The organism is Actibacterium pelagium (genome assembly GCF_002285415.1).
Lineage (GTDB): Bacteria > Pseudomonadota > Alphaproteobacteria > Rhodobacterales > Rhodobacteraceae > Actibacterium_B > Actibacterium_B pelagium.
The window spans coordinates 328,981-353,508 of record NZ_NSBU01000007.1 but is presented as its reverse complement, the minus strand read 5'-3'; the positions used below and the strand labels follow the sequence as shown (position 1 = coordinate 353,508).

General features: G+C 58.6%; 25 protein-coding genes. 2 read left to right on the top strand and 23 right to left on the bottom strand.

All coding sequences use genetic code 11. The annotated features are described in order from the left end of the window. Nucleotides 1-11: 11 nt before the first annotated feature. The 23 genes from CLM58_RS10655 to CLM58_RS10540 form a co-directional block, all read right to left on the bottom strand. Nucleotides 12-731, bottom strand: a complete 720-nt coding sequence (locus tag CLM58_RS10655; RefSeq protein ID WP_095595913.1) for a biotin--[acetyl-CoA-carboxylase] ligase — start codon at nt 729-731, stop codon at nt 12-14. 25 nt (nt 732-756) lie between these two features. Then, a complete protein-coding gene (nuoN, locus tag CLM58_RS10650; RefSeq protein WP_095595912.1) occupies nt 757-2,199 on the bottom strand; it encodes an NADH-quinone oxidoreductase subunit NuoN in 1,443 nt (480 codons plus the stop codon). A 12-nt stretch (nt 2,200-2,211) separates the two neighbouring features. After that, a complete protein-coding gene (locus CLM58_RS10645; RefSeq protein ID WP_095595911.1) occupies nt 2,212-3,759 on the bottom strand; it encodes an NADH-quinone oxidoreductase subunit M in 1,548 nt (515 codons plus the stop codon). Next, a complete protein-coding gene (gene nuoL / locus CLM58_RS10640; protein ID WP_095595910.1) occupies nt 3,759-5,876 on the bottom strand; it encodes an NADH-quinone oxidoreductase subunit L in 2,118 nt (705 codons plus the stop codon). Before nuoL ends, CLM58_RS10645 begins: the two co-directional genes overlap by 1 nt. A 6-nt stretch (nt 5,877-5,882) precedes the next feature. Next, nucleotides 5,883-6,188 (bottom strand): NADH-quinone oxidoreductase subunit NuoK, encoded by a 306-nt coding sequence (gene nuoK, locus CLM58_RS10635; protein ID WP_095595909.1) that lies wholly within the window; start codon nt 6,186-6,188, stop codon nt 5,883-5,885. An 85-nt stretch (nt 6,189-6,273) separates the two neighbouring features. Then, nucleotides 6,274-6,888: an NADH-quinone oxidoreductase subunit J gene (locus CLM58_RS10630; RefSeq protein ID WP_095595908.1), complete on the bottom strand. Its 615-nt coding sequence runs from the start codon at nt 6,886-6,888 to the stop codon at nt 6,274-6,276. Further along, nucleotides 6,885-7,292 carry a carboxymuconolactone decarboxylase family protein gene (locus CLM58_RS10625; RefSeq protein WP_095595907.1) on the bottom strand — a complete coding sequence of 136 codons (408 nt, stop codon included), beginning with the start codon at nt 7,290-7,292 and terminating at the stop codon, nt 6,885-6,887. The genes CLM58_RS10630 and CLM58_RS10625 overlap by 4 nt, the downstream gene beginning before the upstream one ends. Then, nucleotides 7,289-7,783: an NADH-quinone oxidoreductase subunit NuoI gene (gene nuoI / locus CLM58_RS10620; RefSeq protein ID WP_095595906.1), complete on the bottom strand. Its 495-nt coding sequence runs from the start codon at nt 7,781-7,783 to the stop codon at nt 7,289-7,291. Before nuoI ends, CLM58_RS10625 begins: the two co-directional genes overlap by 4 nt. A gap of 1 nt (nt 7,784) precedes the next feature. Further along, the gene (gene nuoH / locus CLM58_RS10615) at nt 7,785-8,822 is read right to left on the bottom strand and encodes an NADH-quinone oxidoreductase subunit NuoH (RefSeq protein ID WP_095595905.1); all 1,038 of its coding nucleotides are present in this window, start codon (nt 8,820-8,822) and stop codon (nt 7,785-7,787) included. 274 nt (nt 8,823-9,096) lie between these two features. Then, nucleotides 9,097-11,118: an NADH-quinone oxidoreductase subunit NuoG gene (gene nuoG / locus CLM58_RS10605; protein WP_095595903.1), complete on the bottom strand. Its 2,022-nt coding sequence runs from the start codon at nt 11,116-11,118 to the stop codon at nt 9,097-9,099. A gap of 3 nt (nt 11,119-11,121) precedes the next feature. Then, nucleotides 11,122-11,529 carry a DUF5333 domain-containing protein gene (locus tag CLM58_RS10600; protein ID WP_095595902.1) on the bottom strand — a complete coding sequence of 136 codons (408 nt, stop codon included), beginning with the start codon at nt 11,527-11,529 and terminating at the stop codon, nt 11,122-11,124. 184 nt (nt 11,530-11,713) lie between these two features. After that, on the bottom strand, nt 11,714-13,012 hold the full coding sequence (gene nuoF, locus CLM58_RS10595) for an NADH-quinone oxidoreductase subunit NuoF (RefSeq protein WP_095595901.1): 1,299 nt from the start codon (nt 13,010-13,012) through the stop codon (nt 11,714-11,716). 1 nt (nt 13,013) lies between these two features. Further along, nucleotides 13,014-13,241, bottom strand: a complete 228-nt coding sequence (locus CLM58_RS10590) for a DUF5337 domain-containing protein (protein WP_095595900.1) — start codon at nt 13,239-13,241, stop codon at nt 13,014-13,016. A gap of 78 nt (nt 13,242-13,319) precedes the next feature. Next, nucleotides 13,320-13,685: a hypothetical protein gene (locus CLM58_RS10585; RefSeq protein WP_095595899.1), complete on the bottom strand. Its 366-nt coding sequence runs from the start codon at nt 13,683-13,685 to the stop codon at nt 13,320-13,322. A gap of 23 nt (nt 13,686-13,708) precedes the next feature. Further along, nucleotides 13,709-14,830 carry an NADH-quinone oxidoreductase subunit NuoE gene (nuoE, locus tag CLM58_RS10580; RefSeq protein WP_095595898.1) on the bottom strand — a complete coding sequence of 374 codons (1,122 nt, stop codon included), beginning with the start codon at nt 14,828-14,830 and terminating at the stop codon, nt 13,709-13,711. Further along, nucleotides 14,830-16,038 (bottom strand): NADH-quinone oxidoreductase subunit D, encoded by a 1,209-nt coding sequence (locus CLM58_RS10575; RefSeq protein WP_095595897.1) that lies wholly within the window; start codon nt 16,036-16,038, stop codon nt 14,830-14,832. Before CLM58_RS10575 ends, nuoE begins: the two co-directional genes overlap by 1 nt. Before the next feature lie 3 nt (nt 16,039-16,041). Next, complete coding sequence (locus CLM58_RS10570) at nt 16,042-16,896, bottom strand: sulfotransferase family protein (RefSeq protein ID WP_095595896.1); 855 nt, start codon at nt 16,894-16,896, stop codon at nt 16,042-16,044. 3 nt (nt 16,897-16,899) lie between these two features. Further along, entirely contained in the window at nt 16,900-17,508 is a 609-nt protein-coding gene (locus tag CLM58_RS10565; protein WP_095595895.1) for an NADH-quinone oxidoreductase subunit C, read from the bottom strand. 3 nt (nt 17,509-17,511) lie between these two features. Continuing rightward, nucleotides 17,512-18,045 carry a NuoB/complex I 20 kDa subunit family protein gene (locus tag CLM58_RS10560; protein ID WP_095595894.1) on the bottom strand — a complete coding sequence of 178 codons (534 nt, stop codon included), beginning with the start codon at nt 18,043-18,045 and terminating at the stop codon, nt 17,512-17,514. Next, complete coding sequence (locus CLM58_RS10555) at nt 18,036-18,401, bottom strand: NADH-quinone oxidoreductase subunit A (protein WP_095595893.1); 366 nt, start codon at nt 18,399-18,401, stop codon at nt 18,036-18,038. The genes CLM58_RS10560 and CLM58_RS10555 overlap by 10 nt, the downstream gene beginning before the upstream one ends. Before the next feature lie 156 nt (nt 18,402-18,557). Then, nucleotides 18,558-19,220: a glutathione S-transferase family protein gene (locus CLM58_RS10550; protein WP_095595892.1), complete on the bottom strand. Its 663-nt coding sequence runs from the start codon at nt 19,218-19,220 to the stop codon at nt 18,558-18,560. A gap of 86 nt (nt 19,221-19,306) precedes the next feature. Continuing rightward, nucleotides 19,307-20,506, bottom strand: a complete 1,200-nt coding sequence (locus CLM58_RS10545) for a DegT/DnrJ/EryC1/StrS family aminotransferase (protein WP_095595891.1) — start codon at nt 20,504-20,506, stop codon at nt 19,307-19,309. A 31-nt stretch (nt 20,507-20,537) separates the two neighbouring features. Beyond that, nucleotides 20,538-21,206: an HAD-IA family hydrolase gene (locus CLM58_RS10540; RefSeq protein WP_095595890.1), complete on the bottom strand. Its 669-nt coding sequence runs from the start codon at nt 21,204-21,206 to the stop codon at nt 20,538-20,540. A 127-nt stretch (nt 21,207-21,333) separates the two neighbouring features. Between CLM58_RS10540 and glmU the strand changes: the two genes are divergently transcribed. Then, the gene (gene glmU, locus CLM58_RS10535; RefSeq protein WP_095595889.1) at nt 21,334-22,686 is read left to right on the top strand and encodes a bifunctional UDP-N-acetylglucosamine diphosphorylase/glucosamine-1-phosphate N-acetyltransferase GlmU; all 1,353 of its coding nucleotides are present in this window, start codon (nt 21,334-21,336) and stop codon (nt 22,684-22,686) included. Next, the gene (gene glmS / locus CLM58_RS10530) at nt 22,686-24,500 is read left to right on the top strand and encodes a glutamine--fructose-6-phosphate transaminase (isomerizing) (protein ID WP_095595888.1); all 1,815 of its coding nucleotides are present in this window, start codon (nt 22,686-22,688) and stop codon (nt 24,498-24,500) included. Before glmU ends, glmS begins: the two co-directional genes overlap by 1 nt. Nucleotides 24,501-24,528 lie beyond the last annotated feature (28 nt).

Below are 24,528 nucleotides of genomic sequence, written 5' to 3'. Positions count from 1 at the left end.
GGATGCCTCCTCTAGAAGAATACATCGGCGGCAGCGATGGCCTTTTGGCCTTCGGCGGTGCGCAGCACCAAATTGCCGGATGTGTCGATGGTTTCAAAGGTTCCTACCCATTCCTGCGTGGCGGTACGGGCTGTAATGACCTCTCCAAGTTTCGCAGCGCGGGCCAGCCAGGCCTCGCGAATAGGTGCAAAACCGTAAGTGGTGAATTGCGCCTCATATCGGGCATAGGCCGGGGCCAGAAGTTGCAAGAACTCTCCGGGCACTACGGTCACCCCGGTTTCAGACGCAAGGCTGACGGGGGCAACAGCTCCCTCTTCCAGATCGCGGACTTCCGGTGCGCCGATCAAGTTTACACCGATACCGATCGCCAGATGCCCCACCTGATTGCCGTGTCCGACACCTTCCAACAGGATGCCAGCAACCTTTCCACCGTTAAGCAGAACGTCGTTGGGCCATTTCAGGGCGAAGCTTTGCGGACGGCCTGTCGCCTCGACAAAGGCATCAAACAGGGCAAGCGAGGCCACGAACGACCGCAAGGCGACTTCTTCCGGTGCCTCTTTGGGCTGCAACAGAAGCGTTGCGGTGAAATTGTCGGTGGGACTTAACCAGACGCGCCCGCGACGCCCGCGACCTGCGGTTTGTTCGTCAGCGGTGATCCATGTGGGGCCGGGTAATTCGGCCACCCGGCGTGCGGCCTCGGCCTGGGTGCTGTCCACCCGGCCGAGGTGCATATGGGCATACCCGCCCGGAAGCGGGTTAGTTGACAAGGGTACCCGCGGCAGCGGCCGCCATGCCGTCGACGCCGAACAGGTTGATGACACCGGCCAGCATGACGAACGCCGACAGCATCAGGAAGCCAAACAGGACCGGATTGCCAGAGGTATCCAGCGCCTGATCACGCTCTTCCCCGAAGTACATGTAGAAGACGATCCGCAGGTAATAGAACGCACCGATCACGGACGCGATCACACCGGCAACCGCCAGCCAGACCATGCCAGCATCAACAGCGGCCTGCAGAACAGCCAGCTTACCGAAGAAGCCAACCATCGGCGGCACACCTGCCAACGAGAACATCAGTACAAGCAGCGCCGCCGCTTTCAGCGGTTCAACCTTGCTGTACATCTGCAGGCTGTCGATATCGGTAACCGGCTTGCCGTCTTTCTCCATCGACAGGATGAAGGCAAAGGTACCGACGTTCATGGCCACATAGATGGTCATGTAGATCAGCATCGCTTCAACGCCAGTCGCAGTGCCAGAGGCCAGACCCATCAGGGCAAAACCCATGTGGGCGATCGACGAGTACGCCATCAGTCGCTTGATGTCGCGCTGGCCAATTGCGGCCACGGCACCAAGGAACATCGACAGTACCGCCAGCAGAGCAATGACCTGCCCCCAATCCTGGGTCGCGGTACCGAAGGCGTCATGCATTACACGGGCGAACAGGCCCATCGCGGCCATTTTCGGCGCAGTCGCGAAGAAAGCGGTGACCGGGGTCGGCGAACCTTCGTAAACGTCCGGGGTCCACATGTGGAAAGGAACCGCCGAAACCTTGAACGCCAGACCGGTGATCATGAAGACCAGACCGAACAGCAGACCAAGCGAGATACCTTCATCTCCAATCGACGCGATGATGCCGTCGAACAGGGTGGTGCCCGCATATCCATAGGTCAGCGACGCACCATACAGAAGCATGCCCGAGCTTAGCGCGCCCAGCACAAAGTACTTCAGGCCAGCCTCGGTCGAGCGTGCACTGTCACGGCGCAGCGATGCGACGACGTAAAGCGACAGCGACTGAAGCTCTAGGCCCATGTACAGCGCCATCAGGTCGCCAGCCGAAACCATCATCATCATACCGACGGATGCCAGCGTGATCAGGATTGGGTATTCGAACCGCAGCAGGTCACGCTTGGCCATGAATTCCTGACCCATAACCATCACGGCAGCTGCAGACAGCAGGATCACGACCTTGGCGAAACGGGCGAAGCCGTCGTCGACAAAGGCGCCGTTGAACGCCTCTTTCGTGCCGTTGCCGCCCATCCCGATCCAAAGCGCAACCACGACGAAGACCGCCGAGGTGACCCAGACCAGAAGACCCGCTGCTTTGTCCTTGCTGGTGTAGACCGCAAAGATCAGAGCCGCCATGGCGTAGACCGCCAGAACGATCTCGGGGAGAACTACATTGATATCAGCAGAGATCATCGTCACGCCCCTTTAGTGCGAAGCCAATTTGACCGCCGCGCCGGTGTCGGCCTGCGCCATTGCGGTCTCATAGTTGGAAATCAGCGCCTCGACCGACGGGCCGATCACATCGGTGATCAGCGCCGGGTAGACACCCAGAAGGATGGTCATGACCACCAGCGGCGCAAAAATCGCACGCTCGCGGACATTCATATCGGAAATCGTCTTAAGGCTTTCCTTGATCAGGTCACCCCAGACAACCTTGCGGAACAGGTACAGCGCATAGGCCGCCGACAGGATCACACCAGAGGTTGCGATCATCGCGACCCAAGTGTTGACTTGGAAGATACCCATCAGGGTCAGGAATTCCCCAACAAAGCCCGAAGTGCCCGGCAGGCCGACGTTGGCCATGGTGAACAGCATGAAGACCAGTGCATAGGCCGGCATCTTGTTAACCAGACCGCCATAAGCGTCGATGTCACGAGTGTGCATCCGGTCATAGATCACGCCGACACACAGGAAGAGCGCGCCCGAGATGAAGCCGTGGCTCAGCATCTGGAAGATCGCACCGTCGATGCCCTGCTGGTTCACAGCAAAGATACCCATGGTGACGTACCCCATGTGCGCGACAGACGAATAAGCGATCAGCTTCTTGATGTCCTGCTGCGCCAGAGCAACCAGCGAGGCATAGACAATCGCGATGGCCGACATCCACAGCACCAGCGGTGCCAGCAGATCAGAGCCAACCGGGAACATCGGAAGCGAGAAGCGCAAGAAGCCGTAGCCGCCCATCTTCAAGAGAACCGCCGCCAGAATGACCGAACCCGCGGTTGGCGCCTGAACGTGCGCGTCGGGCAGCCAGGTGTGCACGGGCCACATCGGCATCTTCACCGCGAAGGACGCGAAGAAAGCCAAGAACATCATGGTCTGCAAACCACCAGCGATCTGCCAGCCAAGCACCTTGATCGGGCCCGCGCTAAACTCGTGGCTCAGCAGAGCGACGATATCGGTGGTGCCTGCGTCCATATACATGGCGATCATAGCGACCAGCATCAGAACCGAGCCGATGAACGTGTACAGGAAGAACTTGAACGCCGCATAGATACGGTTCTGACCGCCCCAGATACCGATGATCAGGAACATCGGGATCAAGCCTGCTTCGAAGAACAGGTAGAACAGGATCAGGTCCAGCGCACAGAAGACGCCGATCATCAGCGTTTCCAGCAGCAGGAAGGCGATCATGTATTCTTTCACGCGGTGGGTCACACCCCAGCACGACAGGATCGTAATCGGCATCAGGAAGGTGGTCAGCATCACGAACAGGATCGAGATACCATCCACACCCATCTTATAGGTCAGACCCATCAGCCACTCGCGCTCTTCCACGAACTGGAAGCCTGTGTCCTGTGGATCGAACTGAGCGATCAGGAACAGCGAGACCAGGAAGGTCGCCGAGGTTGCGATCAACGCCACCCATTTTGCATTGGTTTGCGCGGCTTCATCGTCGCCTCGCAGGAAGAACGCCAGCACCAACGCCGCAATCAGCGGGATGAAGGTGATGATGGACAGGAGGTTCTCCATTATTCAGCTCCTCCGCTGATCGTCATCCAGGTGACCAGAACGGCAATGCCGATCACCATGGCAAAGGCATAGTGGAACAAGTAGCCAGACTGGGCACGGCCAGCGAGGCGGGTAAAGAACGGGATGATCCCCATGGCAACGCCATTCAGGAAACCGTCGATGACAGTACCGTCGCCCTTCTTCCACAGGAAGTTACCAAGCGCGCGCGCCGGGCGGACAAACAGGAAGTCATAGATCTCGTCGACGTACCATTTGTTCAGCAGGAACAGGTACAGCGGACGCTGCTGCTCTGCCAATTTCTTCGGAAGCGCCGGGTTCACGATGTAGAACAGGTAGGCCACGCCCAGACCAATCAGCATCGCGATGAAGGGCGAGATCTTGACCCATTTCGGAACATAGTGTGCGTCATGCAGCACGTGGTTGTCCGGGCCCATGAAGATCGCGCCTTCAGGTGCAGTTCCGTGCAGATCGGTTGCCTTAGCATGATCGTCCGATTGATCCTCATGTCCATTGGAGTCCGCGTACTCAGCCTTGGCCTCTTTCGAACCCTTGGCAGAATCGTCGCCATGGCCGTCTTTCGCTTCGCCATAGGCTGCTGCCGGGATACCGAAGAACTTGTTCACGTTGTCACCGAAGAAGCTGCCATACCAGACCATGCCCGAGAACACGGCACCCAGTGCCAGCGCACCAAGCGGGATCAGCATGACTTTCGGGCTTTCATGCGCATGTTCATGCGTATGCTTGTCCCCACGCTCTTCCCCGAAGAAGGTCATGAACATCAGGCGCCAGGAATAGAAGCTGGTGAAGCAAGCCGCGACAACCAGTGCCCAGAAAGCAAAGCCAGTGCCACCTGCATAGGCGCTTTCGATCACGGCGTCTTTCGACAGGAAGCCAGCGAAGCCGAAGTGCGTCAGCGGGATACCAACACCGGTGATGGCCAGCGTACCGATCATCATCGCCCAGAAGGTATAGGGGATCTTCTTCCGCAGGTTGCCATAGTTCCGCATGTCCTGCTCGTGGTGCATCGCATGGATGACCGAGCCGGCGCCAAGGAACAGCATCGCTTTGAAGAAGGCGTGCGTGAACAGGTGGAACATCGCGACCGAGTAGACGCCGACGCCCGCCGCTACGAACATGTAGCCAAGCTGCGAACAGGTCGAGTACGCGATCACGCGTTTGATGTCGTTCTGCACCAGACCCACGGTCGCCGCGAAGAAGGCAGTCAGTGCGCCAAGGAAAACGATGAAGCTGGTCGCTTGCGGTGCGTATTCATAGATCGGCGACATACGGCAGACCAGGAAGACACCGGCGGTAACCATGGTTGCTGCGTGGATCAGCGCCGAAACCGGTGTCGGGCCTTCCATCGCGTCCGGCAGCCATGTGTGCAGGATGAACTGGGCCGACTTACCCATCGCGCCAACGAACAGCAGGAAGCCGATCAGGTTAGCCGCGTTCCAGTCGCGCCACAGGAAGTGCAAGGTTGTGTCTGCCAGCGCCGGGCCAGCCGCGAAGACATCGTCAAACGCAATGCTGTCGGTCAGCATGAACAGCGCGAAAATACCGAGGGCAAAGCCGAAGTCACCAACACGGTTGACCACAAACGCTTTGATCGCCGCTGCACTTGCCGTCGGTTTCTTCCAGTAAAAGCCGATCAGCAGGTAGGATGCGACACCCACGCCTTCCCAGCCAAAGAACATCTGGACAAGGTTGTCAGCGGTCACCAGCGACAACATCGCGAAGGTGAAGAACGACAGATACGCAAAGAAGCGCGGCTTATAGGTCTCGCCCTCGCCCCACTGCGGGTCGTGGTCCATGTAGCCAAAGCTATACAGGTGAACCAACGCGGAAACAGAGGTCACAACGATCAGCATGATCGCGGTCAGGCGGTCCAGACGGATGGCCCAAGCCGTATCAAGCGAGCCCGACTGGATGAAATCCAGAATGTGGATCTGTTGCATTTGGCCGTCGAAGCCAAGGAATACAATCCAGCTTAGAAGACAGGCGAAGAACAGCAGACCCGTGGCAACCCACATGGCGGCTTTTTCGCCGATGATCCGCCAGCCGAAGCCGCAGATGATCGCGCCCACAAGCGGGGCAAAGAGGATGATGCTTGCCATTGTCCGTTACCCCTTCATCACGTTGACATCTTCGACCGCGATGGTTCCGCGGGTCCGGAAGAAGCAAACCAGAATTGCCAGACCGATCGCTGCTTCCGCAGCCGCAACGGTCAGGACGAACATCGTGAAGACCTGGCCGACCAGATCGCCCAGGAAGGACGAGAACGCCACAAGGTTGATGTTCACCGCAAGCAGCATCAATTCCACCGACATCAGGATAATGATGACGTTCTTGCGGTTCAGGAAGATGCCGAAGATGCCTATGACGAATAGCGCGGCGGCTACTGTCAGGTAATGTTCCAATCCAACCATGTCGTCCCTCCGAGCCTTTGGCTCGATTTCGTCTTTACTATCGCGGTCCCGGTTGCCCGGGGCCGATTGTTATCTTGGGAGAAGCTTACAGCCCCTGCCCCGGTTTCACGTCTTTCAGTTCCATAGCGGTCGCCGGATCGCGGTAGATCTGGGCCAGGATGTCCTGACGCTTGACGTCCGTGCGGTGGCGCAGGGTCAGTACGATCGCACCGATCATCGCGACCAGCAGGATCAGGCCCGCAGCCTGGAACAGGTAGATGTAATCGTCATAGATCAGCTGACCCAAAGCGGCGGTGTTGTGCACCTCATCCACGGCTGGCGTTACAGCCGCGCGGGCCGCCTCGGCCGTTTCGGCCACGTGCCAGTTGCCAAAGACCATGCCCAGTTGCATCAGGATCACCACGCCGATCAGGCCGGCAATGGGGATATACCGTGCCATCTGCGCCCGAAGCTCGGCAAAGTCGATGTCCAGCATCATGACGACAAACAGGAACAGCACGGCAACCGCGCCAACGTAAACGATGACCAGAAGCATCGCCACGAATTCCGCACCAAGCAGAACAAACAGGCCTGCCGAAGACAGGAAGGCCAAGATCAGCCACAGCACCGAATGCACCGGGTTGCGAGAGATCACGGTCATGAAACCCGCACTCACCACCACCACGGCGAAAACATAAAAGATGATATCGGCGACGCTCATTCCTCGTCTCCTTCAAGTTCGTTAAAGACCTCTTGCGCCAGTTGCAGCGCCTTGGCCATCGCCGGGACACCGCCCAGCATCGACATCTGATAGATCACCTCGGCGATCTCTTTCGGGGTCGCGCCAGCCTCGATGGCGTGGCGGACAGTCAGTTTGAACTGCGGCTCGGCCTGTGCGCCCAACACGGTCAGGCCACCCAGAACAACCAGCAGGCGGGTTTTTGCGTCCAGACCGTCCTTGTTAAAGGAGTTGCCCCAGATCATCTCCATGAAGTCCTTGGGCATGGTCGGGATCAGCTTGTCGAACCCAGAGACCTGGAAACTTTCCAAAGCAGGATTGAAAGCCTTCGCCATAGCGTGACTTTGTTCCATCATCTGCTCGAAGAGTTTGCTTAGGTCGTTCATCGGTACGGCGCATCCAGTTCCAGGTTACGAGCGATTTCCGCTTCCCAACGTTCGCCGTTCGCAAGGAGTTTCTCCTTGTCGTAAAACAGCTCTTCGCGGGTCTCGGTTGCGAATTCGAAGTTCGGACCTTCGACAATCGCGTCTACCGGGCAGGCTTCTTGGCAGAAACCGCAGTAGATGCATTTGGTCATGTCGATGTCATAGCGCGTGGTGCGGCGCGAACCGTCTTCGCGGGGTTCCGCGTCGATGGTGATCGCCTGTGCCGGGCAGATCGCCTCACACAGTTTACAGGCGATGCAGCGCTCTTCCCCGTTGGGATAGCGGCGCAGCGCGTGTTCACCGCGGAAACGCGGGGACAGCGGGCCCTTTTCGTGGGGATAGTTCAGCGTGGCCTTGGGGGCAAAGAAGTAACGCAGCCCCAGCTTCATGCCGACGAAGAAATCGTGCAGCAGGAAGTATTTGCCCGCGCGGTTCCAGTCGATAGATGCCATATCAGCCTCCGATTACCCAACGGGCATATGCACCGCCGAAAAGTTCAAATTTCGCGAAGAACGCCACGATCACGACCCACACCAGCGACATCGGCAGGAAAACTTTCCAACCCAGACGCATCAGCTGGTCATAGCGGTAGCGCGGCGTGATCGCCTTCACCATCGCGAAGAGGAAGAAGAAGAACGCCATTTTACCGACCATCCACAGGGCGCCATCCGGCAGACCCGGGATCGGGGACAGCCAGCCGCCGAAGAACAGCAGCGAGGTCAGTGCGCACATCAGGAAGATCGCGATATATTCACCGGCCATGAACAGCAGGAACGGGGTCGAGCTGTATTCAACTTGATAACCGGCAACCAGTTCCGATTCCGCTTCTGGCAGGTCGAACGGCGGGCGGTTTGTTTCAGCCAGCGCCGAGATGAAGAACAGGAAGACCATCGGCAGGTGCGGCAGCCAGTACCAGCTGAACAGGCCATACTTGCCGTCTTGCGCTGCAACGATGTCGGTGAAGTTCAGCGAGCCGGTCGACAGGATGATGCCGATGATGATCAGGCCGATCGAAACCTCGTAAGAGATCATCTGTGCCGCCGAACGCAGCGAGCCAAGGAACGGGTATTTAGAGTTCGAGGCCCAACCACCCATGATGACGCCGTAGACCTCTAGCGAAGAGATCGCGAAGACATACAGGATCGCGACATTCAGGTCCGCCAGAACCCAGCCATCGGCAAATGGGATCACGGCCCAAGCGAGGATCGCCAGAACGAAAGAGATCATCGGCGCCAGCATGAACACCGTCTTGTCGGCGCCAGCGGGGATAACCACCTCTTTCACAACATATTTCAGTGCGTCAGCCACCGATTGCAGCAGACCAAAGGCCCCTACCACGTTCGGACCCCGACGCATCTGGACAGCAGCCCAGATCTTACGGTCGCCGTACACAAGGAACAGCAGCGAAATCATCACGAAACCGATGATCAGCAGGCCTTGAGCCGCTATCAGCAAGAAGGTTCCGAAGCCAGTGTTCAAGAAATCAGCCATCGTTCCTCATTCCCTCAGTCCGTCGGTGTGTCCGAAACGGTACGTTTTTCGTCGTGGCAGGCGCGTTTGAAACACGCATGCCGCGCGGCAGCATCGGTGAGTTGCTGTTAACAGCATCTGCGCGACGATTGCCAGTATCTTCGTTGAATTTATTGCGAAACATCGCCGCAGAGTCAGACACGCCCCAACCAGCCCCGTTCTCGCCACCGCGAGCCAAGACTGTCAGGTTCGCGACCTGCATCTGGGGGGATATGATCTGGGCGTTCAGCACAAATTACTCCGCTGCGATCGGCGCTTCGGCGCGGGCCTTGGCGTTGGCAGACAACTCTGCCATCAGGGCCGACGCACGTGCGATCGGGTTGGTCAGGTAGAAGTCGGCAACCGCGTTGCGGAAGTCGGCCTTACCCGGTTTCTTCGCTTTGATCGGCGTCCATTCGTTCTGGGCAACCACGTCGATCTGACCCAGATGCGGAACTTCGGCGATCAGGGCCTGACGCAGGGCGGCAAGGCTGTCGTATGCCAGCACTTCACCGGTTTGCGCGGACAAGGCACGCAGGATGGCCCAGTTCTCTTTCGCATCACCCGGAGGGAACGCAGCGCGCATCGCCAGCTGCGGACGACCTTCGGTGTTCACGAACAGACCGTTTTCCTCGGTGTATGCGGCACCCGGCAGGATGATGTCAGCGCGGTGCGCGCCACGGTCGCCATGGCTGCCCTGATAGATCACGAAGGCACCCGCGTCGATTTCGACCTCATCGGCACCGAGGTTATAGATCACCTCTGCCCCGTCGATGGCCTTTTCCAGACCGCCTTCGGTCACACAACCAGCGTCCATCGCACCTACGCGGCTGGCCGCAGTGTGCAGGATCATCAGCTTGCTGTTCGAGGCTTCGGCAATCGCCATTGCCTGGCTCAGCACCGCCTCGCCGTCGGCTTCACGCAGAGCGCCCTGGCCAACGATGACAACAGTGTTCTTCGCCTTGGTTTCTTCGGTCACATCCTTGGTCGCGACATCAACCAATGTGTCACGGTCAGTGCCCAGATGTGCATAATCATAGGTCAGGTCAGCAGCTTCACCGATCAGACCGACATCTGCGCCAGCCGCCCATGCCTTGCGGATACGGGCGTTCAGGACCGGTGCTTCAACACGCGGGTTGGTGCCGATCAGCAGAACCATCTCTGCGCTGTCGATATCTTCGATGGTGGCGGTGCCCACATAGCCCGAACGGTTGCCCGCGGGCAGTTTGGCGTTGTTGGTACGGCACTCAACCGAACCACCCAGACCTTCAACCAGTTGTTTCAAAGCAAAGGCCGCTTCGACAGAGGCCAGATCACCGATCAGACCGGTAACTTTCTTGCCCTTCATCGCAGCAGCGGCAGCGTCCAACGCCTCACCCCAGCTTGCTTTGCGCAGCTTGCCGTTTTCGCGGATATACGGCGTGTCCAGACGCTGGCGACGCAGGCCATCCCAGACGAAACGGGTCTTGTCCGAAATCCACTCTTCATTCACGCCATCATGGTTACGCGGCAGAATGCGCATCACTTCGCGACCTTTGGTGTCGACGCGAATGTTCGATCCAAGAGCGTCCATCACATCGATGGATTCTGTCTTGGTCAGTTCCCACGGACGGGCGGTAAAGGCATAAGGCTTCGACGTCAGCGCACCCACCGGGCACAGGTCGATGATGTTGCCCTGCAGGTTCGAATCCAGTGTCTGGTTCAGATAGCTGGTGATCTCTGCATCTTCACCGCGGCCGGTTTGGCCCATCTGGGTGATGCCAGCAACTTCCGAGGTGAAACGCACGCAACGGGTGCAGCTGATGCAGCGGGTCATCGCGGTGCCAACAAGCGGACCAAGGTTCAGGTCTTCGGTGGCGCGCTTGGGTTCACGGAAACGGCTGAAATCCACACCATAAGCCATGGCCTGGTCCTGAAGGTCACATTCACCGCCCTGGTCGCAGATCGGGCAATCCAGCGGGTGGTTGATCAGCAGGAATTCCATCACGCCTTCGCGGGCCTTCTTGACCATGGGCGAGTTGGTTTTGACGACCGGAGGCTGGCCTTCCGGCCCCGGACGCAGGTCTTTAACCTGCATCGCGCAAGACGCAGCCGGCTTGGGCGGGCCGCCAACGACCTCTACCAGACACATCCGGCAGTTACCGGCAATCGACAGACGCTCGTGATAGCAGAAGCGCGGCACCTCTACCCCGGCTTGCTCACAAGCCTGGATCAGGGTCATGGCGGGATCTACTTCGATCTCCTGCCCGTCGATGACAATCTTGCGAAGGTCGCTCATAGTCTATTTGCTCCTCAACAGCGCGCCGATTTGGCTGTTCCGGTCAATTTCAGCGAGACCAACAGTGCAGTAGGTCTGCGGTTCGGCCAGATTGACGCCCTTCGAGTACAAGTATTCCCGGGCCGCGCCTTGGACGCGGGCCTTTTCATCCTTGTTCTCGACAAAGGCCTCGATTTCTTCATCGCTGAACCCATCGGCCTTGGCCGTGTATTCCAGCGACTTGATAAAACGGTAAGCGCGGATCATCCGCGGCTCGATCTCATCGCACTCTTTGCGGAGGATGTCCGCAATAGCGACGATGGTCAGCCCGTCATTGATGGGCTGGTGATAACGCAATTCGCTGGCTAGGGCCTGAACGGTCGAAGCCGAGGCCAAAAGAACAGCAATTGCAGTGGTCATAAGGGGTTTCATGCGTCACCTCCGATCAGCGTCGCAGGATTTGCGACGATGGTAGAGGTGGGAGGCGCAGCTTTCGCTATGCAATAACAAGGGGCACGTTCCGCGTCGGAACGGCGGATACCGGCCAAGAGAGAATACCCCTTACCCGTCCGCTTGGCAGCTAGTGCTACTTTATGATGCCCCTGAAATTGCACGATTATTCTGCCGCCATGGCCCCCATGCGACCTGTTTTCTGAGCCTTGATCCGGTCTTCGATTTCCTCACGGAAGTTCTTGATCAGACCCTGGATCGGCCAAGCCGCCGCGTCGCCAAGCGCACAGATGGTGTGGCCTTCGACTTGCTTGGTCACGTCGAACAGCATGTCGATTTCCTCGACCTCTGCCTCGCCGCGCACCAGACGGTCCATGACACGCATCATCCAGCCGGTGCCTTCGCGGCACGGGGTACACTGACCACAGCTTTCATGCTTGTAGAACTTCGACAGGCGCCAGATGGCTTTGATGATGTCGGTGTTCTTGTCCATGACGATCACGGCTGCGGTACCAAGGCCCGAGCCCAGTTCACCGCGCAGATAGTCAAAATCCATGATCGCGTCGCGCATGTTTTCGCCACGCACACACGGCACGGACGAGCCACCCGGGATAACAGCCAGCAGGTTGTCCCACCCGCCGCGGATACCGCCACAGTGCTTTTCGATCAGCTCTTCAAACGAGATCGACATGGCCTCTTCCACAACACAGGGGTTGTTCACGTGGCCAGAGATACCAAACAGCTTGGTGCCCGCGTTGTTGGGGCGGCCAAAGCCGGTGAACCACTCGGGGCCGCGACGCAGGATGGTCGGAACGACGGCGATCGATTCAACGTTGTTCACAGTGGTCGGGCAGCCATACAGACCCGCACCCGCCGGGAATGGCGGCTTCATGCGGGGCATGCCCTTTTTGCCCTCAAGGCTTTCGATCAATGCGGTTTCTTCACCGCAGATGTAAGCGCCCGCACCGTGGTGCAGGAACAGATCAAAGTCCCAGCCAGAACCAGCAGCATTCTTGCCAAGCAGACCCGCGTCATAGGCTTCGTCAATCGCCGCCTGCAGCGCTTCGCGCTCGCGGATGAACTCGCCGCGGATGTAGATATACGAGATGTTCGCACCCATCGCGAAAGAGGCAATCAGCGCACCTTCGATCAGCGTATGCGGATCGTGGCGCATAATCTCGCGGTCTTTACAGGTACCCGGCTCCGACTCGTCGGCGTTGATAACCAGATAGGACGGGCGGCCATCACTTTCCTTGGGCATGAAGGACCATTTCAAACCCGTTGGGAAGCCAGCCCCACCACGACCCCGCAGGCCCGAGGCCTTCATCTGGTCGACAATCCAATCACGGCCCTTCTGGATGATACCAGCCGTGCCATCCCAGTGACCACGCGCCTTCGCACCGGCAAGGGTACGGTCGTGCATGCCGTAGATATTGGTAAAGATCCGGTCCTGATCTTTCAGCATCTTACTGTCCTTCACTGTCCCGGCGTTTCCGCCAGATCCAAAAAATGTTCACGAACGCCCAAACGAACGCCGCCAAAGCCAACAGGTCGATCAGAAACGCAAACCGGGGAGGAAGCCCCAACTGCGCTCCTAAAACCTGCGCTCCCATCCACAGAAGCATGGCTCCTGCGATCACCAACGCGACGATGCGTCCCTGTCGTGCAATCTCTTGGTCCGTTTTCCGGGCCATGTGATCTCTCCATCAGGGCCAAGCGCCACCGCGCTGCCGTTTGTTCCGCCCGGTCCCAAGCCGGGACCGGGCCTAAGTTCATGCGCCGTTGTAGCGCCAGGCCCCCTTTCGGGACGCCAGTTCCTGTTCGCCCGCCAAAACCGCCGACGGTTTCCACTTGGCAGCGGGCTTATCCGCCACCGGGGCGGGTTTTGAAGCAGGTGCAGCCTCTTCCTGCGCAACCGGCGCCGCTGCCTTTGCAGGCACTGCAGCACTGGCCTCCTCCTGCGCGGGGGCCGCACCTACGTCTTGAGTGCCGAGATACCCGGCAAGGACAAAACCGACAACAACGCCAGCTATAATCCCAAAGATGACCATTCCCATCACGATCAAGACAATCGCAACGATCGCGCCGACGATACCGCCCGTCAGCTTGGCCTTATCGATTCCTCCAGTTTCAGACATATTCTCTCCCTAAGATGTGGCATTTACTTCTCGTAAACGCCTCCATCTTTAACACGGGAGCTGAATTCAGTCTCTCCACCAGCGGCTAGTACTTTAGCCTGATCTACCCAGGCATCGCGGCTGACCCGACCCTTGAACCCAACAAGGTTCTGATCAACCCAAGCGACCTCTTCAGCGGTCCATTCGGCGATCTGGTCAAAGTGGTAGTAACCCATCGAGTTCAGCAGCGCCTCGAGCTTCGGACCAACTCCTTTGATCTGCTTGAGATCATCAGCTTGTCCGCCACGTGCAGTTTCCAACCCTGAAGGTTTCGTGCCCTCCGTCGCAGGAGCCGCCTCGGCGGCCTTTGCTTTCTTCGGCGCAGCTTTCTTGGGCTCGGCTTTCTTCGGTTCTGCTTTCGGTGCAGGCGCTTCTGCCTTCGTGGCCGACTTGTCGCGGCCTTTCAGCCACGGGGTCAGGATCGGAACTTCGGTGCCGTCGATGCGTTTGACGGTTTCACCCAGATCCACAGCCAGCTGCGCCGACGCATTATACTGTTTCTTGCCGCTCTCATGCTCGGTCAACGAGGTCAGACCCGACAGAGGCTCTGCCGCGTAGCGACCGTTTTGCGGACCCGGAACCGGAACCTTACCGGCACGCAGTTCGTCGATGATCTCGCCAAAGCGTTTGGCGGTCAGGTCTTCGTAATAGTCCTTGCCGATCTGGGCCATCGGAGCGTTGGCACAGGCGCCAAGGCATTCGACTTCTTCCCAGCTGAGCTTGCCGTCTTCCGACAGCTCGTGCGCATTGGCAGCAATCTTTTCCTTGCAAACCGCTATCAGGTCTTCGGCGCCGCAGATCATGCAGGACGTGGTGCCGCAAACCTGAATATGCGCAACAGAACCAACCGGTTGCAGCTGGAACATGAAGTAGAACGTAGCAACCTCAAGCGCCCGGATATAGGGCATTCCCAGCATGTCAGCGATGTGCTCGATCGCAGGACGGCTGAGCCAGCCTTCCTGTTCTTGCGCACGCCACAGCAGCGGAATAATGGCCGAGGCCTGACGGCCTTCGGGGAACTTGGTCATTTGCAGTTCCGCCCACTGTTGGTTCGGGGGCGTGAAGGCAAAGCTTTCGGGTTGCTCGTGGTGCAGACGGCGAAGCATTAGCGGTCAATCTCCCCAAACACGATATCCATAGTGCCGATGATCGCGGCCACGTCGGCCAGCTGGTGGCCACCGGCCACGTAATCCATCGATTGTAGGTGCAAGAACCCCGGCGCGCGCAGTTTGGCGCGATAGGGTTTGTTGGTGCCATCGGACACCATGTAAACGCCAAACTCACCCTTGGGCGCTTCGACAGCGGCGTAAACTTCGCCCGCCGGAACGTGGAAGCCCTCGGTGTACAGTTTGAAGTGGTGGATCAGTGCTTCCATCGAGGTCTTCATGTCGCCCCGCTTCGGCGGCGTCAGTTTCCCGCGCGCCAGCACATCCCCTTTTTCGACGCGCAACTTCTGCACGCATTGTTTCATGATCGACAGGCTTTCGCGCATTTCCTGCATACGGCACAGGTAGCGGTCATAGCAGTCGCCATTTTTACCAACCGGAATCTGGAAATCGAACTCGTCATAGCATTCATAGGGCTGCGCACGACGCAGGTCCCATGCAAGACCCGACCCGCGAACCATCACGCCCGAATACCCCCAGTTCAGGATGTCTTCTTCGGTGATGACGCCGATATCACAGTTCCGCTGCTTGAAGATGCGGTTCTCGGTCAGCAGGTTGTCGATATCGTCCAGCAGGTTAGGGAACGTGTCGCACCATGCCTCGATATCGTCGATCAGCTTCTCGGGCAGGTCCTGATGAACGCCACCCGGGCGGAAGTAGGCCGCGTGCAGACGGGCGCCACAGGCACGCTCGTAGAATTCCATCAGCTCTTCGCGTGCTTCAAAACCCCACAGCGGCGGGGTCAGCGCACCAACGTCCATCGCCTGAGTGGTCACGTTCAGCAGGTGGTTCAGGATACGGCCGATTTCCGAGTACAGAACGCGGATCAGCGATGCACGACGCGGCACTTCGGTGCTGGTCAGCTTTTCAATCGCCAGACACCATGCGTGTTCCTGGTTCATCGGGGCCACATAGTCCAGACGGTCCAGATACGGCAGGTTCTGCAGATAGGTGCGGCTTTCCATCAGCTTTTCGGTGCCACGGTGCAGCAGGCCGATATGTGGGTCCGCGCGTTCGACGATCTCGCCGTCCAACTCCAGAACCATGCGCAGCACGCCGTGGGCCGCAGGGTGCTGCGGGCCGAAGTTGATGTTAAAGTTGCGGATTTTCTGTTCGCCGGTTTGGGCGTCGTTGAAATTTCCGTCCATGTCTTAAACCCCTACCATGTTGCGCTGCCACGCCTCGGGCAGATGCCCGAAACGTTGCGCCACGGCTTCGTATTGGTCGCGCAGAAGCTGCTGCGCGGATGCCCGCCGGTCGTCATCCAACGCCAGCGCGGGTCCTTCGTTCACCCGGAACGAAAAATCGCCCGGAACGTAGGAAAGACCCAGAAAATCGCAGATCCGTCGCACCGTTTTCTCGGTGAACAGCTCTTCGAAAAACAGAACCAGACGCGAAGCGGCGGGCACGGCGGCCTCTAGCGCTTCAAGCGTCGCTTTATAATTTGAACGTTTCAGCGCCCGATGATCGGACTTTCGCAAAGTACGATCCATGATGCGATTAGACACACCGGCATAATCGGTTTTGGCCTTTTCCTTGCGCAGGGCCACCATGCGCACGTTCGACCAAAGACGCGCAACCGGATCGCGGATCAGATAGATGAACCGCGTGGTCTGCGCCAGCTTGGACATACGCTCGAAGGTTTTGGCGGGCAGCATGCTATAGGCCGGGGTGATGTCCCCAACCAGCCGTGCCTGAGCCGCCTGCCCCATAAGGTATTCCAGATAGGCTGCATCGCCGTCCCGCGGCGCGGTCAACATCTCGCTGGCCTCTTCCAACACGCGATAGCGACGACCGCCAACGATCCCGCCTTCGTCCGTCGTCACAGCGTGACGAGCCAGACGATCCATCTGAAGCTCTAGCGCTTCGGGAGTATCGGTGTTGAAATAGTGCAATTCTTTTACCGGCGGCATCGCGCATTCAGGATGCGACGCGAGATAACGGTAGAGCCAACTGGTCCCCGCTTTTGTCGCACCAATCCCATACATGAGCGTCGCCTGCCCCATTCCTTAGCCCTTCGCCTCGGTCTTCTCATCACCCGGAAGGATGTATTCAGCCCCTTCCCACGGCGACATGAAGTCGAACTGGCGATAGTCTTGAACCAGCGAAACCGGCTCGTACACAACGCGCTTCTGCTCTTCGTCGTAACGCACTTCGGTGTAGCCGGTGGTCGGGAAGTCTTTGCGAAGCGGGTAACCGCGGAAACCGTAGTCGGTCAGAATACGACGCAGGTCCGGATGGCCCGAGAAAAGGATGCCGAACATGTCGAAAACTTCACGCTCGAACCAGTTGGCCGAAGGATGCACGTCGACGATTGACGGCACCATATCGTCCTCGCGTACCGAGAACTTCACGCGGATACGGTGGTTCTGGTACATCGACAGGAAGTGATAGACCACGTCGAACCGCGCTTCGCGCGACGGGTAGTCAACCGCGGTGATGTCGACCAGCGTCGAAAACTTGCAGGTCCCGTCGGTTTTCAGGAACTCGACAAAGCTTACAAAATTGGCCGGGGTGACGACCATGGTCAGCTCATCGCGCACGATCTCGTAGGACAACACGCAATCGGGGCGCTTCAATTCGATATGAGCGCCAAGCTCTTTCAGGGCTTCACTCATCGCTTACCTCACAATCGTGCCGGTACGGCGGATTTTGCGTTGCAGTTGCAGGATGCCGTAAACCAGCGCCTCTGCGGTCGGAGGGCAGCCCGGGACATAGATGTCGACCGGAACAACGCGGTCACAGCCACGCACCACCGAATAGCTATAGTGATAGTAGCCACCACCGTTCGCACAGGACCCCATCGAGATCACGTAGCGCGGCTCTGGCATCTGGTCGTAAACCTTGCGAAGCGCCGGGGCCATCTTGTTGGTCAGGGTACCCGCAACGATCATCACGTCAGACTGACGCGGGGACGCGCGCGGGGCGAACCCGTAACGCTCGACGTCGTAACGCGGCATCGCGGTGTGCATCATCTCGACAGCGCAGCACGCCAGACCAAAGGTCATCCAGTGCAGCGAGCCGGTCCGCGCCCAGTTGATCAGGTCTTCGGTCGAGGTCAGCAGGAAACCTTTGTCCTGCAGCTCTGCATTCAGCGCCTGGGTTGCGACCTCGCGGTCACCACCAGCCGTATTCGCGCCGGTCATCACTCCCATTCCAGGGCCCCTTTCTTCCACTCATAGGCAAAGCCAATGGTCAGCACCGCCAGGAACACCATCATCGACCAGAAGCCAACCATGCCGATCGTGCCGAAAGAGACGGCCCACGGGAACAGGAAGGCGATTTCAAGGTCAAAGATGATGAAGAGAATCGCGACCAGATAGAATCGGACGTCGAACTTCATCCGCGCGTCGTCGAAGGCGTTGAAGCCACATTCGTAGGCGGACAATTTCTCTGGATCTGGGTTCCGGACCGCAACAATTACTGCAGCAAGGATCAATACAATCCCAAGTGCGATGGCGGTTCCAAGGAAAATGAGGATCGGGAGGTACTCTCTAAGAAGTTCTTCCACTGGGCGGCTCTCCTCTTAACGCGCGGACTACCGCGCCTGATTGCTGCAGCAGCTTTACTCCTACGAAAGTGCCGGGTCAACCAATCCACCCCCCTGTGTTGGCGCTAAATTCGCTTCAAATGGCCATTTAGTATACCAAGGCATACATTTTTCCGATCACTCTGCCTCAAGCGAATAGAATTGCTGTGCCCACAAGACCGGGTCACCGTCTTGCGGCAACGACTTCTGAAAGGCCGGACGCGCGGTAATCCGGTGATACCAGACTTCAACATGTGGGAAGTCAGAGGTCCGCACAAAGTGGCGCAGCATATAAACTGATTGCCCAACGGCGATATCAGCCGCCGAGAACCCGGATCTCAGCAAATGGTCACGCCCATCGGCCAATTTGTCTTCCAAGGCTGCCAGACATTTTTCAGCACGTTTGCCTTCAAGCTTCACGACAACTGGACTACGGGCCTCGGGGGGATAGATGAACAAAATCTGCTGATTCAAATTCGCAACATGCTGCCCAATGGTTTCGGCAAAATGGAGCCAGACCAACCACTCGGCCCGCTCTTCGGACCCCGCGGCACGCCCCATGCCAGTCTCTGGAAAGAGATCACAAAGATACTCCAGCATGGCACCGCTTTCGAACATCGATTGCCCGTCAATTTCCAGCGCAGGAACACGCCCGGCAGGGCTCATTGCAAGAAAATCAGGCTCGCGAAGAGAGCCATCAAACGGGTACACAGCCAGTTCGAAATCAACCCCCATCTCATTCAAAAGCCACAAGACCCTCATCGAACGGGTCTGATGGCAATGGTGCAACCGAATCTTCATGAACTTCCCCCTGTCTCGACGCACTTCAAAGGCGCCCACCGCAGCCCGCATGGGCTGCTTATTGGCTTGCGCCGCAGGCGCTCTGCTTAATGCCCGATAATTCTCGCAACTTCCGACCGGACGATGCGCGCAATCAAAGCGACATCGTCTGTGCTGAAGGTCAAGGGCAGACGCATGTCCAACAGCCCGCCCAAGACACGATCAGTCTGAGGCAGGTTCTGCGCATCCGCATAACGCCAACTGTCGTATCGCGAGGTAAACCCCTGAGGCTCTGCCCCGCCAAACCATTTCAACTCGACACCGCGTTTCGCGCAGCGTTTTACAAAGTCGATAATCTCCTGTGGTGACCAATCGGGCAGCAGGAACTGGAAAGAGGACGCGACATAGCCTTCTTTCGCCGGACGATGCGGAATCACGAGACCGTTCACACCAGACAGCCCGACCTCCATCTCTTTATACAGCGCGTTCCAGCGGCGCGCATTCTCCGCAAGGCCCTTCAGCTGTGGCCGCAAGATTGCCGCCCGCAGATTATCCATCCGCCCTGACACGTTGGGCGTTTCCAAACGGATCTTTTCAAAAGCGTCGGCAGAGGGCGCAGCCAAATGGCGTTCGTACAACATATAAGAGCCCGACAGCATCACCGCGCGCGCCATCAGAACTTCGTCGTCCGACGTCAGGAACCCGCCCTCCCCCGAATTCACATGTTTATAGGTTTGGGTGGAGTAACACGCTGCGACCCCATGCCGGCCAGAGGGGACGCGATTCCAATTGGCCCCCATCGTATGGGCGCAATCCTCGATCACTTTGACACTCGCCGTGTCACAAATCGCCATCAAGGCGTCCATATCGCAGATATGCCCACGCATGTGTGACAGCAACAAAACCTTGGCGTCTGTCTCAGCGATTTGACGGGCCAGGTGCTCCAGATCGATCAGAAGGTCCTCGGTAACCTCGACGAAGACGGGTTTGGCCCCAAGCGCCGCGATCGCCCCGGGAACGGGCGCCAGCGTGAAAGCATTGGTCAGCACGGAATCACCGGGCTGAACGCCCACCGCGCGCAAGGCACATCCGATCGCATACCCGCCCGACGCGACAGCCAGACAGTATTTGGCACCCGTGAGCGCCGCAAACTCTTGTTCCAGCAAAGCGGTCTCACCCGCCTCGTCTCCGACCGTATTATAACGGTGCAGACGTCCGCTACGCAGAACCGCGACAGCTGCCTCGATCCCCTCTTCGGGGATGGGTTCCTGTTGGGTAAAAGACCCAGTGAAAATCTCGTCAGTCATAGCGCGAGAATGAGCAGATCATTCGGGGCCGTCAACGGCCAAGCAATCGTTCCGCGACATCGCACATCTGACCATAGTCGTGCAGCAGGGCCTCTGGTTCCAATCGTGAAATCCCCTGCCCCTCTGGACCGAAAGTGACCAGAACCGACGGCACGCCCGCTGCCTTGGCCGTATCCCTGTCCGTCACCGTATCGCCGACCAGCAAGGAGCGATCAACACGCCCCCCTGCCTGTTCAACAGAGGCAACAAAGGGTGCCGGGTCAGGCTTGCGCACCGGAAGCGTATCGGCCCCAATCAGCGATCCGAACAGGTCCCGCACACCAAGCCGGGACATAAGTGTTTCTGCCAGACCTTCGGGTTTGTTCGTGCAGATTCCGACCTTGAAGCCGTTCGACAACAGGCCTTCCACCGCCTCGACGGCCCCGGGATAGAGAACCGTATGAACGTCGATTGCCGCCTCATAGTGCTTCAGCAGCAGCGGAAATTGGGCATCAACGTCGCTCTCATCCGCTTCTGGCCTCACACGAGAGAATCCAAGCCGCAACATCGCGCGCCCCCCTTGGAAAGCGGTCAGCTGATCAGCCACCGGATCAAGCGGTTCGCCCAACCCAAGCCCTGTAAAACAAGCGTTTGCCGAAGCGATCAGGTCGCCGCTGGTATCAGCCAAAGTGCCGTCCAAGTCGAAAATAACGGTGCGCATCCAGCCCCTCTCCGGCGACAAACCGCCGATCCCTGAAACGAAACGAAACGCCTTTTGATGCCCATTGGACTTGCGAAGCGTCCCTGCCCCGATAAAAGGAGTGCGAGCAGAAGAAAAGGGAAATCCCATGCCCACAGCGCTGATCATCCTGGCCGCAGGTCAAGGAACCCGGATGAATTCCGAACTTCCAAAGGTGCTGCACCCGATCGCGGGCGCACCGATGCTGGCGCATGCAATGCGCGCTGGTGCTGTGCTGGAGCCCGAGAAAGTCGTCGTCATCGCAGGTCACGGCTCTGAACAGGTGCGCAAGGCCGCGCTGGCCTTTGATGAATCCGCAGAGATCGTTCTGCAAGAGGAACAGCTTGGCACCGGCCACGCGGTCGCGCAGGCCAAAGAGACACTCGCGGATTTCGATGGGGATGTAATCGTCCTGTACGGCGATACCCCCTTCATTTCGCCAGAAACGCTAGAGGCGCTGGTCGCAGCGCGCGCGTCGCATGACGTGGTTATCCTAGGCTTCAACGCCGCAGATCCCGCCCGTTATGGCCGCTTGGTCATGGATGGCGACGATCTGGCACGCATCGTAGAGTTTAAAGACGCCACCGATGCAGAGCGTAAGATCACCTTCTGTAATAGCGGTGTACTGGCCGCAGATGCCAAGACCCTGTTCGACCTGCTTGACGCGGTTGGCAACGACAATGCGGCTGGCGAATACTATCTGACCGACGTCCCCGCGATCGCGCGTGACCGAGGTCTGACCGCGACCGCCATTGCCTGTGACGAAGCTGAAACGCTCGGCGTCAATTCTCGTACCGAACTAGCGGCTGCCGAAGCCGCCTTTCAGGCCCGAAAACGTGCTGAATCCTTGGAAAACGGGGTGACGATGGCCGCACCCGAGACCGTCTTCTTCGCCTACGACACCTATATTGGCCGCGACACAGTAATTGAGCCCAACGTGGTGTTCGGCCCCGAGGTCACCGTTGAATCCGGCGCAACCCTGCGTGCATTCAGCCATCTGGAAGGGTGCCACGTGTCGCGCGGTGCGATCGTTGGTCCCTATGCCCGCCTGCGGCCCGGCGCCGAACTGGCCGAAGATGTGCGCATCGGCAACTTTGTCGAGGTGAAAAACGCCACCATCGCCGAGGGCGCAAAGGTAAACCATCTGTCGTATGTCGGGGACGCGTCGATCGGTGAGGCCACCAATGTCGGTGCAGGCACCATCACCTGCAACTATGATGGCGTGTTTAAACACCACACTGAAATCGGCGCGCGTTCCTTTATTGGCTCGAACACGATGCTGGTTGCCCCGGTCAAAGTTGGCGACGAGGCGATGACCGCGACCGGAACCATTGTCACCAGAGATGTTCCCGACGGCGCCATGGCTGTGGCCCGTACAAGGCAGGACAACAAGCTGGGCTTTGCCCGGCGGTTTTTTGATCGCTTGCGCGCCCAGAAGGCCCGCAAACAGGAGACGAAATAATGTGTGGTATTGTCGGCGTTCTTGGAAACCACGAAGCCTCGCCCATTATTCTTGAGGCGCTGAAGCGGCTTGAATACCGCGGCTATGACAGTGCGGGGATTGCGACCGTGAATGGCGGCGTGCTTGATCGTCGTCGCGCGGTGGGCAAGCTGATCAACCTGTCGGACCATTTGGTGCACAACCCGCTGCGCGGAAAGATTGGTATCGGCCACACTCGGTGGGCGACCCACGGCGCACCGACGACGCATAACGCGCACCCACACCAGGCTGGACCCGTAGCCGTTGTTCACAACGGAATTATTGAAAATTTCAAGGACTTACGCGCCGAACTTGAAGACAAAGGCGCAGAGTTCGAATCCGAGACTGACACCGAAACCATCGCCAAACTGGCAGACTTCTACATGCGCGAAGGACTGGCCCCGGCTCAAGCGGCTTTCAAGACAATCGACCGTCTGGAAGGTGCCTTTGCGCTGTGTTTCATCTTCGAGGCTGAAGAAGACCTGATGGTCGTGGCGCGCAAGGGATCACCCTTGGCGATTGGGAACGGCGAGGGCGAAATGTTCGTCGGATCAGACGCGATTGCGCTGGCCCCGATGACCGATAAGATCACCTATCTGGAAGAAGGCGACCGGGCGATCATCACACGTGCCGGCGCGCAGATTTTCGATGAGGCGGGCAACCAGACGGACCGCGAAATCAAGATCATCCGCATGGATCAGGCACAGATCGACAAGGCTGGCCACAAGCACTTCATGGCCAAAGAAATCGCAGAGCAGCCCGTGGTGCTGGGGGACGCCCTGCGCCACCACGTCGAAAGCGAGACGCTGCTGCCGGAACTCGACATTGATTTCAATGCGTTAGAGCGCATTTCGATGGTCGCCTGCGGGACCGCCTATCTGGCATGTTTCACCGCGAAGTACTGGTTCGAAAAGCTGGCGCGCTTGCCAGTCGACGTCGATGTCGCCTCGGAGTTCCGGTACCGCGAGCCCCCGATCCCCAGCAAGACAGTCGCCCTGTTTGTCAGCCAGTCGGGCGAGACTGCTGACACATTGGCCGCGCTGAGATACTGCGTCGGGAAAGCTGAAAAAATCGTATCCGTGGTGAACGTCGCCGAAAGCTCGATCGCGCGGGAAAGCGATGTGGCCCTGCCCATTCGGGCCGGAGTCGAGATCGGGGTCGCTTCGACCAAGGCGTTTACCTGCCAGTTGACCGTGCTGGCGCTGATGGCGCTGAAGGCGGGTCTGGCCCGGGGAACGCTGACCGAGGACGAGGTCAAAAAACACCTTACCGACCTGCGCAACCTGCCGGGCCTGATGAACGCAGCCCTTGGTCAGGAAAGCCAGATCCGCGCGATCTCGGCCAAGCTGGCAGAGGCGCGGGACATCCTGTTCCTTGGACGCGGAGACATGTACCCGCTGGCCCTTGAAGGCGCGCTAAAACTTAAGGAAATCAGCTATATACACGCTGAAGGTTATGCGTCGGGAGAGTTGAAACACGGCCCCATCGCGCTGGTCGACAAGCATGTTCCGATCATTGTCATGGCCCCGCGTGACGCGCTGTTCGACAAGACGGTTTCCAACATGCAAGAGGTCATGGCCCGTGGTGGCAAGGTGCTGCTGGTGTCGGATGCAAAGGGAGTCGAGATTGCTGGTGAGGGAATCTGGAACAGCATTGTCCTGCCCGAAGTTCCCGACCTTCTGGCCCCGATCCTATACGCCCTGCCCGCGCAATTGCTGGCCTATCACACGGCTGTTGCCAAGGGCACAGACGTGGATCAGCCGCGCAATCTGGCAAAGTCCGTGACGGTGGAATAGCCGCGTCCAGCCGCTTGCTTGGGCTGGA

Excerpts from the sequence above, each read along its gene's own strand:
- CLM58_RS10655 (WP_095595913.1), bottom strand. The coding sequence starts at position 731 with ATGCACCTCGGCCGGGTGGACAGCACCCAGGCCGAGGCCGCACGCCGG.
- nuoN (WP_095595912.1), bottom strand. The coding sequence starts at position 2,199 with ATGATCTCTGCTGATATCAATGTAGTTCTCCCCGAGATCGTTCTGGCG.
- CLM58_RS10645 (WP_095595911.1), bottom strand. The coding sequence starts at position 3,759 with ATGGAGAACCTCCTGTCCATCATCACCTTCATCCCGCTGATTGCGGCG.
- nuoL (WP_095595910.1), bottom strand. The coding sequence starts at position 5,876 with ATGGCAAGCATCATCCTCTTTGCCCCGCTTGTGGGCGCGATCATCTGC.
- nuoK (WP_095595909.1), bottom strand. The coding sequence starts at position 6,188 with ATGGTTGGATTGGAACATTACCTGACAGTAGCCGCCGCGCTATTCGTC.
- CLM58_RS10630 (WP_095595908.1), bottom strand. The coding sequence starts at position 6,888 with ATGAGCGTCGCCGATATCATCTTTTATGTTTTCGCCGTGGTGGTGGTG.
- CLM58_RS10625 (WP_095595907.1), bottom strand. The coding sequence starts at position 7,292 with ATGAACGACCTAAGCAAACTCTTCGAGCAGATGATGGAACAAAGTCAC.
- nuoI (WP_095595906.1), bottom strand. The coding sequence starts at position 7,783 with ATGGCATCTATCGACTGGAACCGCGCGGGCAAATACTTCCTGCTGCAC.
- nuoH (WP_095595905.1), bottom strand. The coding sequence starts at position 8,822 with ATGGCTGATTTCTTGAACACTGGCTTCGGAACCTTCTTGCTGATAGCG.
- nuoG (WP_095595903.1), bottom strand. The coding sequence starts at position 11,118 with ATGAGCGACCTTCGCAAGATTGTCATCGACGGGCAGGAGATCGAAGTA.
- CLM58_RS10600 (WP_095595902.1), bottom strand. The coding sequence starts at position 11,529 with ATGAAACCCCTTATGACCACTGCAATTGCTGTTCTTTTGGCCTCGGCT.
- nuoF (WP_095595901.1), bottom strand. The coding sequence starts at position 13,012 with ATGCTGAAAGATCAGGACCGGATCTTTACCAATATCTACGGCATGCAC.
- CLM58_RS10590 (WP_095595900.1), bottom strand. The coding sequence starts at position 13,241 with ATGGCCCGGAAAACGGACCAAGAGATTGCACGACAGGGACGCATCGTC.
- CLM58_RS10585 (WP_095595899.1), bottom strand. The coding sequence starts at position 13,685 with ATGTCTGAAACTGGAGGAATCGATAAGGCCAAGCTGACGGGCGGTATC.
- nuoE (WP_095595898.1), bottom strand. The coding sequence starts at position 14,830 with ATGCTTCGCCGTCTGCACCACGAGCAACCCGAAAGCTTTGCCTTCACG.
- CLM58_RS10575 (WP_095595897.1), bottom strand. The coding sequence starts at position 16,038 with ATGGACGGAAATTTCAACGACGCCCAAACCGGCGAACAGAAAATCCGC.
- CLM58_RS10570 (WP_095595896.1), bottom strand. The coding sequence starts at position 16,896 with ATGGGGCAGGCGACGCTCATGTATGGGATTGGTGCGACAAAAGCGGGG.
- CLM58_RS10565 (WP_095595895.1), bottom strand. The coding sequence starts at position 17,508 with ATGAGTGAAGCCCTGAAAGAGCTTGGCGCTCATATCGAATTGAAGCGC.
- CLM58_RS10560 (WP_095595894.1), bottom strand. The coding sequence starts at position 18,045 with ATGGGAGTGATGACCGGCGCGAATACGGCTGGTGGTGACCGCGAGGTC.
- CLM58_RS10550 (WP_095595892.1), bottom strand. The coding sequence starts at position 19,220 with ATGAAGATTCGGTTGCACCATTGCCATCAGACCCGTTCGATGAGGGTC.
- CLM58_RS10545 (WP_095595891.1), bottom strand. The coding sequence starts at position 20,506 with ATGACTGACGAGATTTTCACTGGGTCTTTTACCCAACAGGAACCCATC.
- CLM58_RS10540 (WP_095595890.1), bottom strand. The coding sequence starts at position 21,206 with ATGCGCACCGTTATTTTCGACTTGGACGGCACTTTGGCTGATACCAGC.
- glmU (WP_095595889.1), top strand. The coding sequence starts at position 21,334 with ATGCCCACAGCGCTGATCATCCTGGCCGCAGGTCAAGGAACCCGGATG.
- glmS (WP_095595888.1), top strand. The coding sequence starts at position 22,686 with ATGTGTGGTATTGTCGGCGTTCTTGGAAACCACGAAGCCTCGCCCATT.